The sequence below is a fragment of the Sphaerisporangium sp. NPDC051017 genome, from assembly GCF_040683095.1.
GTDB lineage: Bacteria > Actinomycetota > Actinomycetes > Streptosporangiales > Streptosporangiaceae > Sphaerisporangium.
Genome location: NZ_JBFBCI010000053.1, coordinates 20,487 through 32,746, shown reverse-complemented (window position 1 = coordinate 32,746; position 12,260 = coordinate 20,487). Strand labels below are relative to the sequence as shown.

Genomic DNA, 12,260 nt, shown 5'->3' with positions numbered 1-12,260 from the left:
CGGTGGGCAGGCTACGCCTGTGCTCCGGACAGGCGGTCACCACGCGAACCCGCACGGCCACGGGCGCGATCCTGCGAGACTGAAAGGGTGAGTTTCCCCATCCGCGGTTCCCTCGTCACACCTGCCGAGGCCCGGGTCGATCTCTCGGCTATCAGGCACAACGTGGCCCTCCTGCGCGAGCACTCCCGTGCCCCCGAGATGATGGTCGCCGTCAAGGCCGACGGCTACGGGCACGGCATGGTGCCCTGCGCGCGCGCCGCCCTGGAGGGCGGAGCCACCCGCCTCGGCACCGCCTACCTGCGTGAGGCTCTCGAGCTGCGCGCGGCCGGCGTCACGGCGCCCGTCCTGTCCTGGATCCTCACGCCGGGCGAGCCCCTCGACGAGGCGCTCACGGCCGGCGTCGAGCTGTCGGCGGGAGCCCCCTGGCTGGTCGGTGAGATCGCCGGGGCCGCCCGGAGCACCGGCCGCGTGGCACGCGTCCACCTCAAGATCGACACAGGTATCACGCGCGGCGGCGCGACCTCCCGCGAGTGGCCCGCGCTGCTCGACCGCGCGCTCGCCGCCCAGGCCGAGGGCACGATCGAGATCGCCGGCCTGTGGTCCCACTTCGCCTGCGCCGACATCCCCGGCCACCCCTCGATCGCCCGTCAGATCGCCGAGTTCGACGACGCGGTGGGCCTCGCCGAGAAGGCCGGGGTCAACGGGTCGCACGTCCTGCGCCACCTCGCCAACTCGGCCGCCACGGTGTCGCTGCCCGGCACCCACTACGACATGGTCCGCCCCGGCATCGCGGTGTACGGCCTCAGCCCCATCCCCGAGCTCGGCGACTTCGGCCTGCGCCCGGCGATGACGCTCACCGCACGCGTCGCCCTGGCCAAGCGCGTGCCGCCCGGCACGGGGGTGTCGTACGGGCACCTTTACACGACCGAGCGCGAGACCACCATCGCCCTGGTCCCCCTCGGGTACGCCGACGGCGTGCTGCGCGGCGCCGGCAACCGCGCCGAGGTGCTCGCGGCCGGGCGCCGCCGCCGGGTCGCGGGGCGGGTCTGCATGGACCAGTTCATGATCGACGTCGGGGACGACCCGATCGCGGAAGGAGACGAGGTCGTGCTGTTCGGGCCGGGTACGGACGGGGAGCCGACCGCGCAGGAATGGGCGGATTCCCTTGGCACGATCACTCATGAGATCGTGACCAGGATTGGTTCACGCGTTCCGCGCGTTTACCGTTAAGAGGAGGTCGGGATGCCCACACGCCGCAGGGTCGGCATCGCGGGGGCGATCGTCGGAACCGCGTCAGCGGGCGTGGCGGCCGCCGCCCTGGCCAAAAGGTACGCCGTGGGGCGCATCCGCCTCAGGCCCGACCTGGAGGCGAGTGAGCCCTTCGGTGAGCTGCGCGGCCGTCCGGTCATGGTCAAGACCTCCGACGGGGTCGAGCTGTACGCCGAGGTCGACGGGCCCGAGGACGCGCCGCTGACGGTCGTCTTCTGCCACGGCTACACGCTCAACCTCGACTCCTGGCACTACCAGCGCCGTGACCTGCGCCGCACCCACCGCGTGGTGCTCTGGGACCAGCGCTGCCACGGCCGCTCCACCCGCACCCCCGCCGAGGACTGCACGATCGACCGCCTGGGCGCCGACCTCGCCGAGGTGCTCAAGACGCTGGTCCCGGGGCCGTGCGTGCTCGTGGGCCACTCCATGGGCGGCATGACGGTGATGGCCCTGGCCGACAGCCAGCCGGAGCTGTTCGGCGACAAGGTGCGCGGCGTCGCGCTGATCTCCACCTCCGCGGGCAAGCTCGCGGAGATCACCCTCGGGCTTCCCGCCCTGTTCTCCAAGGCCGTCCACCGGGCGGTGGCGCCCGCCGTCTCCGTGCTGGGCCGCCGCGCCGCGCTGATCGACAAGGGCAGGCAGGCGGGCAACGACGTGTCCTTCCTGGCGCTGCGCTACCTGGCGTTCGGCGATCCGTCCTCGATCAGCCCGACGGTGGTCGACTTCGCCGAGTCGATGATCCGCTCCACGCCCACCGACGTCATCGCCGACTTCTACCCGGCCCTGATGTCCCACGACAAGCTGGCCGCGCTCGGCGTGCTCGACAAGGTGCCCACCGAGATCATCGTGGGCGCGGGCGACTGGCTGACGCCGCCGGACCACAGCAGGGCGATCAGCGCGGGCCTGCCCGGCGCCCGGCTGACCGTCATCGACGGCGCCTCCCACCTGGTGCTCCTGGAGAGCCCCGACGTCGTGAACCAGTCCCTCACCGAACTGATCAAGCGCGCCGAGGACGCGGGCGGCCGTTCCGCGAGGGAGGGGAAGGAGGCCGTATGAGCCTTTCACGGCACGTGCCCACGACCGACGACATGCGCGCCCTGGGCGAGGAGCTCGCCCGGCTGCTCCGCCCCGGCGACCTGATGGTGCTGTCGGGGCCGCTCGGCGCCGGCAAGACCACCCTCGTGCAGGGCCTCGCCGAGGGCCTGAAGGTCCGCGGCCCGATCACCTCGCCGACGTTCGTGATCGCCCGGGTCCATCCCCCGCTGGCCGACGGCCCCGCGCTGGTCCACGCCGACGCCTACCGCATCGGCGGCGCGCTGGAGGTCGACGACCTGGACCTGGACGCCTCCCTGGAGGACTCGGTGACCGTCGTCGAGTGGGGTGAGGGCCTGGTCGAAGGGCTGGCGGACGACCGGCTGGAGGTGTCGATCCGGCGCGGCGAGACCGGCGAGGAGCGGTTCGTCGAGGTCCGGCGGGTCGGGGCGCGGTGGAACGATGCCGGCGCCTCCCCGGATGGCCCGCGTCCGCCGATCTAGACCGGTAATCTTGCCTGTATTGACGCACTCCTGAGTTGTTGCGGATCATCGGTAATGAAGATCGAGCCGATGGATTGGCCTGTCATTTCTGGGTATGCAGGTTAGGTAAAGCCCAGGTGCGGTCGTATCGGGCGGGGTCGGATCGTACGGCGAAGTGGAGTGCGACGGTGCACAGGGTCGGGCGGGTCGCGGTGTCGGGTGCATTCCTTCTCTTAGGCGGCGTCGCGTGCACCGCCGAAGCCCAGACCGGCGCGAGTTCGGCGCCGAGTCCAACGGTCAGCAGGCAGGACATTCGCGTCCAGCTCGTCCCGGACAAGGTGCGGAGCGGGGCCTCGCGGTCGGTCCGCGTCCTGGCGTTCTGCCCGGTGCCCCAGGGCGGCACCGACTACCGCGCGACGGCGCGGTCCAACTCCTTCACCGGCGTCGTCACCCTCACCCAGCCTCCGCCGTCCACCCCCGCCGCGTCGTCCACCCCGGTCACCTCGGCGCCTTCGCCCGAGGTGCACGGCTTCGCGCTCGTCGACGAGGACGCCCGGCCCGGCAGCTACCAGGTCGACGTCAAGTGCGACGGCACCAACGACACCGGCAAGACCACGCTCACCCTCACCGCCCGCGCGGAGCCGGGGCCCACCCGGACGCGCGTCGTGCCCAGCCACGCGCCCCGGGCCGGAGGCGGCGGCACGGCGGCGGGCGCCGCGTCCGTGGACGAGCCGTCCGGCATCCCGACGGCCGTGACCGTCGTGGCGCTGCTCGCGGCTCTCGGCGGCGGCGTCGCCCTGGCACGGCACAACTCCAGGTCGCGCTGAGCCCCGAACACGTCTCCCGCCGATGGCCGACACCCCCAAGTGGTTGAAGATCCTGGTGACGGGCTTCGTCGTGGGCACGGTGATGTACGCCCTCACCGGCGGGCCCCGTAAGGCGGCCGAGACGCCCCGTGTCACGGCCGCCGTCCCAAAACGGCTCGACATCCCCTCGCTCGGCCTGAAGGCCCCGCTGATGAAGCTCGGGCTCGCCGACGACGGGGAGGTCGAGCTGCCGCCGTTCGAGAAGCCCTCGACGGCGGGCTGGTTCGACCAGAGCGTCGTCCCCGGCGACGAGGGGCCCTCGGTGATCATCGGCCACGTCGACACCAAGACCGCCCCCGCCGTCTTCTACCACCTCCGTGAGGTCAAGAAGGGCGCCGTCATCAAGGTCCTGCGCAGCGACGGCAAGACCGCCCAGTACCGCGTCGAGTCGGTGGAACAGATCTCCAAGGACCGCTTCCCGTCCGAACGCGTCTACGTGGACGACGGCCTCCGCCTGGTCACCTGCGGCGGCGTCTTCGACCGCAAGACCCACGAATACCTGGACAACGTGATCGTCTACGCGGCGCTGGTGGGGCCCGTCTCCGATCCGCGGGTGTGAGGGCGACCGAGCCGCCCAGGCGGGGTCCGGTAGCCACTACGCTTGAGGTTTGTGCTGGTCTTGGCTTTCGATACTGCGACTCCCGCCGTCACCGCCGCGCTTCACGACGGCGAGCGTGTGCTGGCCGAGGTCACGACGATTGACGCTCGGCGGCACGGTGAGCTGCTGATTCCGTCCGTGCGCGAGGTGCTGCGGGAGGCGGGGGCGGCGCTCGCGGACGTCACGGCGATCGTGGCCGGGTCGGGGCCGGGTCCGTACACCGGGTTGCGGGTCGGGCTGATGACCGCCCAGGCCCTGGCGACCACGACGGGCGTCACGGCGTACGGCCTGTGCTCGCTGGACGTCCTCGCCTACGCGAGCGGGCTGTCCGAGTCGTTCCTCGTCGCGACGGACGCGCGGCGAAAAGAGGTGTTCTGGGCCGAGTACGCGGACATGCGCACGCGGGTCTCGGGGCCGTCCGTGGACCGCCCCGCCGACGTGCCCGGCGGCCCGCCCCTGGTCGGCGCGGGCGCGCGCCTGCACGCGGACGTGCTCGGCGAGGCGCGCCTAGTGGCGGGCGCTCCCGAGTATCCGAGCGCGGGGGCCCTGGCCGCGCTGGCCGCCGAACGCCTGACGCTCACGGCCGGCGGCCACGCCGATCAGGTCTCCGGGCCCGCCCCCCACGACGCCGTGCTGACCCTGCCGCACCCGATCTACCTGCGCCGTCCGGACGCCCACGTGCCCGGCCCGCCGAAGAAGGTCACGGCGTGACCCCGGCGGAGGGCCGCAGCCTGAGCGCGGCGACGCTGCGGCAGATGACCGAGGCCGACCTGCCCGCCGTCCTCGCCATCGAGCGCTCGACGTTCCCGTTGGACGCGTGGAGCGAGGGCATGCTGCGGGGCGAGCTGGCCGACCAGCCGCGCAGCCGCCACTACATCGTGGCCGTGGCAGGCGACGAGATCGTCGGGTACGCGGGCCTCGCGGCGGCGGCCGACCAGGCGGACGTGCAGACGATCGCGGTGCTGGCGAGCCGCCAGCGGTCCGGCATCGGCAGCGCGATGCTGACCGAGCTTCTCGCCGAGGCCGCGCGCCGGGGCGTGACGGCGGTGTTCCTGGAGGTCCGCGCGGACAATCCGCCCGCGCAGGCGATGTACAAGCGCTTCGGGTTCGAGCGCATCGGCCTGCGCCGTAACTACTACGACGACGGAACCGACGCGATCATGATGATGAGGTCGCTGAACGGCCAGGGGGATGATCGAGATGGCTGACGAGCCCTTGGTGCTGGGCATCGAGACCTCGTGCGACGAGACGGGGGTCGGCATCGTGCGCGGGCAGACCCTGCTCGCCAACGCCGTCGCCTCCAGCGTGGAGGAGCACGCCCGGTTCGGCGGCGTCGTACCCGAGGTGGCCTCGCGCGCCCACCTGGAGGCGATGACGCCGACGGTCGAGCGCGCCCTCGAACAGGCGGGCGTGCGCTTCTCCGACATCGACGCCGTGGCCGTGACGGCGGGCCCCGGGCTCGCGGGCGCGCTGCTGGTGGGCGTCGCCGCCGCCAAGGCGTACGCGATGGGCCTCGGGGTGCCGCTGTACGGAGTGAACCACCTCGCCGCCCACGTCGCCGTGGACCAGCTCGAACACGGCCCGCTTCCCAAGCCGTCGATCGCGCTGCTGGTCTCGGGAGGCCACTCCTCGCTGCTGCTCGTGCCCGACGTCGCCAAGGACGTGATCTCGCTCGGCTCGACGGTGGACGATGCCGCGGGCGAGGCGTTCGACAAGGTCGCCCGGGTGCTCGGCCTGCCCTTCCCGGGCGGGCCTCACATCGACCGCGCCGCCGCGCGGGGGTCGGGGGCGGCGGTCGCCTTCCCGAGGGGCAAGTACGACGACGGCACGCTGGACTTCTCGTTCTCCGGCCTGAAGACCGCGGTCGCCCGCTGGGTCGAGGCCAAGGAGCGCGCAGGGGAGGCCGTGCCGGTCGCGGACGTCGCCGCGTCCTTCCAGGAGGCCGTCGTGGACGTGCTGACCCGCAAGGCGCTGCAGGCGTGTCAGCGGTACGACGTGAAGGACCTGCTGATCGGCGGCGGCGTCGCGGCCAACTCCCGGCTGCGGGCGCTGGCGCAGGAGCGGTGCGACGCCGCCGGGGTGCGGCTGCGCGTGCCGCGCCCGGGGCTGTGCACGGACAACGGCGCGATGATCGCCGCGCTCGGCTCCGAGCTGGTCGCCGCGGGCATCGGCCCCTCGCCCCTGGACATCCCGGCCGACTCCTCACTGCCGATCACCACCGTCCACATGTGATCGTGCTGTGTCGATTGCGCGCTTCGCTCTGATCCTGTTCGGGGCGCGGCGGTGTTCTGGAGTCCTCGGGCGCGAGAGTGGGGGACGATCCCGTGCGTCCGAGGGCGGAAGAACGCCGCCTAAAACGCCGCCTGAATGGGCGCCCCGAACCGCCGTGCCGGAGGCGCGGCAATGGGTACAGCATCAGTCCTTGACGGGGCGGGCCGGGCGCAGCAGGGCTTCCGCGAGGGCGAGCATCGTCTCCTCCAGGGCGCCGAGCCTGCGGGTGAGGTCGGTGTGGGCGGGCTGGACGACCTCGTCCACGGTCTTCGAGAGCTGGTCGCGGTCGGGGCGGGCCCGCACCAGCTCGATCAGCTCCCCCAGCGGGGGCAGGGACGCGACGGTCTCGGCGAGCTTCTCGTCGATGCGGTCGAACCGCCGGCCCTGGTCGTCGCCCTTGGCGTCGAGGAGCTCGCCGACGCGCTTGTGCACCTCGCCGACCTCCAGCAGCGCGGGGAGCCGGCCGACGCGCTGGTTGACGGCCTCCACGCGGTCGTCGACCATCTCCAGCCGCTCGTTGACGTCCTCGAAGTTCGCGTCGATCGTGCCGAAGCGCTCGTCGTGGCGCGACAGGGCGCCGTCGATGCCGGTGAACCGCTGGTCGAACGCGGTGAGGCGGCCGTCCACGTCGGTGAGCCGCCGGTCGAGGCCGGTCAGCCCGGTGCCGACGCCGGTGAGCCGCTCGCCCAGGTCGTCCAGCACGGCGAGGCGGGCGCCCTCGGCCTCGACGCGCTCGTCCAGGCCGCGCAGCCGGGCGTCCACCGTGTCGAAGCGGCCGCGCACGGCGCCCAGGTGGCTGTCGACGTCGTCGAAGCGCCCGGGGAGGGCCGCGAGCGCGCCGTCCATGCCGGCCAGGCGGGTCTCGACGCCGGCCACGCGCCCGTCCACCGCGTCGAGGCGCTCGCTCAGGCGCGTCTCGGTGGCCTCCAGCCTGGTGCTCACGCCGTCCAGCTTGCCGGCCAGCCGTTCGACGGTGCTCGTGAGGCGGTCGATCGCCGAGGGCAGGGTCTCCTCCAGGCCCTCGGTGAGGTCGAGGACGCCGCCCTCCAGCCGCTCCGTGCGCTGGGCGAGGTCGGTCAGCGCCTTGTCCAGGCGGGTGAACCGGCCGCCCGCGGCCTCCATGCTGGAGGTGAGACGGTCCAGGCGGCGCCCGAACTCGCCGAGGCGCTCGGGGATCGCCTGGCCCCCGTCCAGCACGGCCTGGAGGCGCTTGAGGGCCTCGGCGACGCCTTCGCGGACCGTGGCGAGGTCGGTCCACAGGCCGGACAGGTCGGCGATCGGCTTGACGCGGTCGCTCACGACCTCGATGCGGTCGCCGAGCCCCGCGAGGCGGTTGCCCACGCCGTCCACCCGGTCGCGCACGGCCTCGACATGCTGGGCCAGGCCCTCGGCCCACACGGGCGGCCGGGTGGTGAGCTCGCCGAGCCGCCCGCTGACCCCCTCCAGCGCGCCGCTGAGGCCGCCGAGCTCGCGCTCGCGGACCTCGCGAAGGAGCCACTCCATGCCTTCGAGCCGTTGCCGGATCTCGTCGAGAACGGCCCCCTGGGTGCGCTGTTCGTAGACGTGGTCCTGGGCCGCCCGGGCGAGGAGCTCGCGCATCCTGTCGGAGATGGCGGTCTGGTCGCCCGCCTGGAGGAGGGTGTGGTTGGAGTGATCCACCGGAAGCTCCTTCACTCGCGGGCGCTCGGCCGCACGGCGGTGGGGTCGGTCTCTGGTCGTCGTGGCACGACGAATTGGTCGACGTTCTTGACGAAAGAGGCGGGTCGGCGATCGATCGGGCCAAAATCCCGCGCTGGCCAACTGTAGTGGCTCGGCGGAAGACTTTCGGGGCCGACTTTAAAACTTCGTGATTATGGCGGGTTCGGCGGGATATGAGCCATTGGCGCAGGTCAGCGCGGTGGTGCGTGAATATCACGCACGTCCGGCGGTCGAGTTCACGCGGGCCGGCAGATGAAAGCGAAAGGACGCGCGCCGATGCGGGTCAGGGCGACGACGCACGATTTATCGCCAGAAAGACGGAGATCTTTTCGCAGGCGCTCCAGGTCCAGCGCGGAGCCGCGCTTCTTCAGCGTCACCGTGCCGATCTCGCGCTCGCGCAGCGCCGCGCGCAGGCGCTTCAGCGAGAAGGGCAGCGTCTCCAGCACCTCGTACCGCGCCGCCCACGGCGTGCTCACGGGCGCGTCGCCGGTGATGTAGGCGATCTGCGGATCGATCAGGTGGCCGTCCACCAGGGCGGCGACCTCGGCCACCAGGTGCGCGCGGATCGCGGCGCCGTCCGGTTCGTACAGGTATCGCGCCACGGGGCCGTGCCCGGCGGGCCCGAGCGAGGGGTCGGCGGTGAGCGTCTCGCCGGACGGCAGCATCGTCGCCCTGCTGCCGGGGCCGCCGCCGGGGCGCGCGGCGAGGTCGCCGGTCCACAGGACGGCCTCCTTGACCTCGCCCCGGTAGGACACCCACTCGGCCTCGGCGCCCTCGGGGATCAGCTCGTACGGGATGCCGGGCGCGACCTTCAGGCAGGCCGCGCGCGCCCGCGCCACGAGGCCGAGCACGACCGGCCAGGGCGGGGAGTAGGCCATCGGGTCGAAGACGCGCCTGCCGGTCGAGCGGCGCGCGGGGTCGGCGAACAGCACGTCGTAGGCTTCGGGCTCGATCTCGGACGCCTCACCCACGCGGACGGTGACGCGGCCGGCGAGGCCCAGCGCGGCGGCGTTGGCCCGGGCGACCTCCACGGTGAGCGGGTCCAGGTCCACGGCGTCCACCTGGCAGCCGGCGCGGGCCAGGGCGATCAGGTCCCCGCCGACGCCGCAGCAGGCGTCCGCCACCCGCGTGCCCGGCGCGAACCGGCGGGCGCGGTGGGCGGCGACCTCCGCGCGGGTCGCCTGCTCCAGGCCGTCGGGGGTGAAGTACATGCGCGCGGCGTCCTCGCCGAACTTCACGGCGCCGCGCGCCCGTAGCCGCGCCTGCGTGAGCGCGGCGCCGGTGAGGGGCGCGTCGTAGCTCTTCCTGAGCCGGCTCGCGGCCGGCAGCGGATCGGCGTCCCCCGCGACCGCAGCCACGGCCTCACCGAGCGCCTCCTGTCCACGCGGCGTCAGCAACTCACGGAAGGCCTCAAGCTCCATGCCTCCCGACGCTAGCGTCCGCGGGACGGCTCCGGCGGCGGCGGGCGGCCCGATCAGTGCCGACGGGGCACTAGCCTTCGGTCAATACGGACATTCCGGGCGAGTCGTATGGTGTGTTCGCGCGGGGGAGAAAGCGTTCTGAGCTGGGACGGCCTGTCCGTGTTGACTGCGTCGGCGGGCTTGCATACTGTTCAGTGTTGGCACTCGCCCATGGAGAGTGCCAAGACGAAAATGCGACGAGGCAGGTCTGACACCCGCGACGGCAGGCCGCTGGTCGCCTCTTCAGCTCATCACCACAAATCTGAAGGGGAGGTCCGATCGTGACGACCGCCACCAAGGTTCCCGTTAAGCCGCTCGGCGACCGCATCGTGGTTCAGCCGCTTGAGGCCGAGCAGACGACCGCTTCCGGTCTGGTCATCCCGGACACCGCCAAGGAGAAGCCGCAAGAGGGCAAGGTCCTCGCGGTGGGCCCCGGCAACTGGGACGAGGACGGCGAGAAGCGTATTCCGCTCGACGTCAAGGAAGGGGACGTCGTCCTCTACAGCAAGTACGGCGGTACCGAGGTCAAGTACGGCGGCGAGGAGTACCTCGTGCTCTCCGCCCGTGACGTTCTCGCGATCATCGAGAAGTAAAGCCCGGAACGCGCCGGCGACTAGCCAGTCCGGAGCCTTACAAAATACGCGTGTCATGCCCCGGGGTCCTGTGACTGAGGCCCCGGGGCCTCTGACGCTGAGAGGACCTTAAATGCCCAAGATCCTGGAGTTCGACGAGGACGCGCGGCGCGCTCTCGAGCGTGGTGTGAACGCCCTCGCGGACGCGGTCAAGGTGACCCTCGGGCCGCGCGGCCGTAACGTCGTCATCGACAAGAAGTTCGGCGCCCCCACGATCACGAACGACGGCGTGACGATCGCCCGTGAGGTCGAGCTCGACAAGCCTTACGAGAACCTCGGCGCCCAGCTCGCCAAGGAAGTGGCGACCAAGACCAACGACGTCGCGGGTGACGGCACCACCACCGCCACCGTCCTGGCCCAGGCCATGGTGCGCGAGGGCCTGCGCAACGTCGCCGCCGGCGCCTCCCCGCTGTCGCTGAAGCGCGGCATCGACCTGGCCGCCCGCGCCGTCAGCGACCGCCTCCTCGAGCGCTCCCGCCCGGTCGAGGACAAGAAGGAGATCGCCAACGTCGCCACGATCTCCGCGCAGGACGCCAAGATCGGCGAGCTCATCGCCGAGGCCTTCGACAAGGTCGGCAAGGACGGTGTGATCACCGTCGAAGAGTCCAACACCATGGGCCTGGAGCTGGAGTTCACCGAAGGTCTCCAGTTCGACAAGGGCTACCTGTCGCCCTACATGGTGACGGACCCCGAGCGCATGGAGGCCGTGCTCGAGGACGCCTACGTGCTGCTGACCAGCGGCAAGATCGCCTCGATCGCCGAGTTCCTGCCGCTGCTGGAGAAGGTCGCCCAGACCAAGAAGCCGCTGTTCGTGGTCGCCGAGGACGTCGAGGGCGAGGCCCTTGCCGTCCTGGTCACCAACAAGATCCGCGGCACGTTCACCTCCGTCGCGGTCAAGGCCCCCGGCTTCGGCGACCGCCGCAAGGCCATGCTGCAGGACATCGCGATCCTCACCGGCGGCCAGGTGGTCTCCGAGGAGCTCGGCCTCAAGCTGGACAACGTCGGCACCGAGGTGCTCGGCACCGCCCGCCGCATCGTGGTCACCAAGGACAACTCGACCATCGTCGACGGCGCCGGCGACCCGCAGGCGATCGCCGACCGCGTCCGCGAGATCCAGTACGCCATCGAGCAGACCGACTCCGACTGGGACCGCGAGAAGCTCCAGGAGCGCCTCGCCAAGCTGTCCGGGGGCATCTGCATCCTCCGCGTCGGCGCGGCCACCGAGGTCGAGCTCAAGGAGAAGAAGCACCGTCTCGAGGACGCGATCTCCGCGACCCGCGCCGCGATCGAGGAGGGCATCGTCTCCGGCGGTGGCTCCGCGCTCGTGCACCTGTCCAAGGACCTCGACGACCTCGGCCTGACCGGGGACGAGGCCACCGGCGTCTCCATCGTCCGCCGGGCGCTCGTCGAGCCCGCCCGCTGGATCGCCGAGAACGCCGGCCAGGAGGGCTACGTCGTCACCTCGAAGATCAGCGAGCTGCCGGTCGGCCACGGCCTCAACGCCGCGACCGGCGAGTACGGCGACCTGGTCGCCCAGGGCGTCATCGACCCGGTGAAGGTCACCCGCTCGGCCGTGCAGAACGCCGCGTCCATCGCCGGCATGCTGCTCACGACCGAGGCCCTCGTGGTCGACAAGCCCGAGGAGGAGTCCTCGGCCGCCGCAGGCCAGGGTCACGGCCACGGTCACGGCCACTGAGCCTGGGCTCCGCCCCGGTACGGCTTCGAGCACGGCCCGCGTCCCCACGGACGCGGGCCGTGCTTTTTGTTGAATCGATTTCGCGGTCGCGGATTTGACGCCGGGGTAAACCGATCGGCGGCCCCGGGCGTCAGCCGAGCCCCCCGGCGAGCAGGCGAGACATCTGACGAATATCCCGCGAATTCGGTGGCACGCGTGAAATGCGCAAACACGACTGTGTGCGATTGATTACCCTGCGTTATCGTCGCGTCAATGT

Annotated in this window: 12 protein-coding genes; 10 read left to right on the top strand and 2 right to left on the bottom strand. The window is 71.9% G+C overall.

Features of this window, described 5'->3' with window-relative positions:
* The first annotated feature begins 87 nt into the window (after positions 1-87).
* The 8 genes from alr (at position 88) to tsaD (ending at position 6,479) form a co-directional block, all read left to right on the top strand.
* The gene (gene alr / locus AB0M95_RS31395; protein WP_358524418.1) at positions 88-1,230 is read left to right on the top strand and encodes an alanine racemase; all 1,143 of its coding nucleotides are present in this window, start codon (positions 88-90) and stop codon (positions 1,228-1,230) included.
* Positions 1,231-1,242: 12 nt separating this feature from the next.
* Entirely contained in the window at positions 1,243-2,325 is a 1,083-nt protein-coding gene (locus AB0M95_RS31390; protein WP_363772344.1) for an alpha/beta hydrolase, read from the top strand.
* The gene (tsaE, locus tag AB0M95_RS31385; protein ID WP_363772342.1) at positions 2,322-2,804 is read left to right on the top strand and encodes a tRNA (adenosine(37)-N6)-threonylcarbamoyltransferase complex ATPase subunit type 1 TsaE; all 483 of its coding nucleotides are present in this window, start codon (positions 2,322-2,324) and stop codon (positions 2,802-2,804) included. Before AB0M95_RS31390 ends, tsaE begins: the two co-directional genes overlap by 4 nt.
* A gap of 167 nt (positions 2,805-2,971) precedes the next feature.
* Positions 2,972-3,610, top strand: coding sequence for a hypothetical protein (locus tag AB0M95_RS31380; protein WP_363772339.1), 639 nt, complete (start codon positions 2,972-2,974; stop codon positions 3,608-3,610).
* A 22-nt stretch (positions 3,611-3,632) separates the two neighbouring features.
* Positions 3,633-4,208: a class F sortase gene (locus tag AB0M95_RS31375; protein ID WP_363772336.1), complete on the top strand. Its 576-nt coding sequence runs from the start codon at positions 3,633-3,635 to the stop codon at positions 4,206-4,208.
* Between the two features lie 51 nt (positions 4,209-4,259).
* Entirely contained in the window at positions 4,260-4,958 is a 699-nt protein-coding gene (gene tsaB, locus AB0M95_RS31370; RefSeq protein WP_363772333.1) for a tRNA (adenosine(37)-N6)-threonylcarbamoyltransferase complex dimerization subunit type 1 TsaB, read from the top strand.
* A gap of 44 nt (positions 4,959-5,002) precedes the next feature.
* Positions 5,003-5,455, top strand: coding sequence for a ribosomal protein S18-alanine N-acetyltransferase (gene rimI, locus AB0M95_RS31365; protein WP_358524595.1), 453 nt, complete (start codon positions 5,003-5,005; stop codon positions 5,453-5,455).
* A complete protein-coding gene (gene tsaD, locus AB0M95_RS31360; protein WP_358524403.1) occupies positions 5,448-6,479 on the top strand; it encodes a tRNA (adenosine(37)-N6)-threonylcarbamoyltransferase complex transferase subunit TsaD in 1,032 nt (343 codons plus the stop codon). Before rimI ends, tsaD begins: the two co-directional genes overlap by 8 nt.
* A gap of 183 nt (positions 6,480-6,662) precedes the next feature.
* Here the strand turns inward: tsaD and AB0M95_RS31355 are convergent, their stop codons facing one another.
* Both AB0M95_RS31355 and AB0M95_RS31350 read right to left on the bottom strand, forming a co-directional pair.
* Positions 6,663-8,177, bottom strand: coding sequence for a hypothetical protein (locus AB0M95_RS31355; protein ID WP_363772331.1), 1,515 nt, complete (start codon positions 8,175-8,177; stop codon positions 6,663-6,665).
* Positions 8,178-8,452: 275 nt separating this feature from the next.
* Positions 8,453-9,637 (bottom strand): class I SAM-dependent methyltransferase, encoded by a 1,185-nt coding sequence (locus AB0M95_RS31350; protein ID WP_363772328.1) that lies wholly within the window; start codon positions 9,635-9,637, stop codon positions 8,453-8,455.
* A 317-nt stretch (positions 9,638-9,954) separates the two neighbouring features.
* Between AB0M95_RS31350 and groES the strand changes: the two genes are divergently transcribed.
* Positions 9,955-10,269 carry a co-chaperone GroES gene (groES, locus tag AB0M95_RS31345; RefSeq protein ID WP_082776538.1) on the top strand — a complete coding sequence of 105 codons (315 nt, stop codon included), beginning with the start codon at positions 9,955-9,957 and terminating at the stop codon, positions 10,267-10,269.
* A gap of 112 nt (positions 10,270-10,381) precedes the next feature.
* Complete coding sequence (gene groL, locus AB0M95_RS31340; RefSeq protein WP_363772325.1) at positions 10,382-12,004, top strand: chaperonin GroEL; 1,623 nt, start codon at positions 10,382-10,384, stop codon at positions 12,002-12,004.
* Positions 12,005-12,260: the final 256 nt, after the last annotated feature.

Excerpts from the sequence above, each read along its gene's own strand:
- tsaD (WP_358524403.1), top strand. The coding sequence starts at position 5,448 with ATGGCTGACGAGCCCTTGGTGCTGGGCATCGAGACCTCGTGCGACGAG.
- rimI (WP_358524595.1), top strand. The coding sequence starts at position 5,003 with ATGACCGAGGCCGACCTGCCCGCCGTCCTCGCCATCGAGCGCTCGACG.
- AB0M95_RS31390 (WP_363772344.1), top strand. The coding sequence starts at position 1,243 with ATGCCCACACGCCGCAGGGTCGGCATCGCGGGGGCGATCGTCGGAACC.
- AB0M95_RS31375 (WP_363772336.1), top strand. The coding sequence starts at position 3,633 with ATGGCCGACACCCCCAAGTGGTTGAAGATCCTGGTGACGGGCTTCGTC.
- AB0M95_RS31350 (WP_363772328.1), bottom strand. The coding sequence starts at position 9,637 with ATGGAGCTTGAGGCCTTCCGTGAGTTGCTGACGCCGCGTGGACAGGAG.
- groL (WP_363772325.1), top strand. The coding sequence starts at position 10,382 with ATGCCCAAGATCCTGGAGTTCGACGAGGACGCGCGGCGCGCTCTCGAG.
- tsaE (WP_363772342.1), top strand. The coding sequence starts at position 2,322 with ATGAGCCTTTCACGGCACGTGCCCACGACCGACGACATGCGCGCCCTG.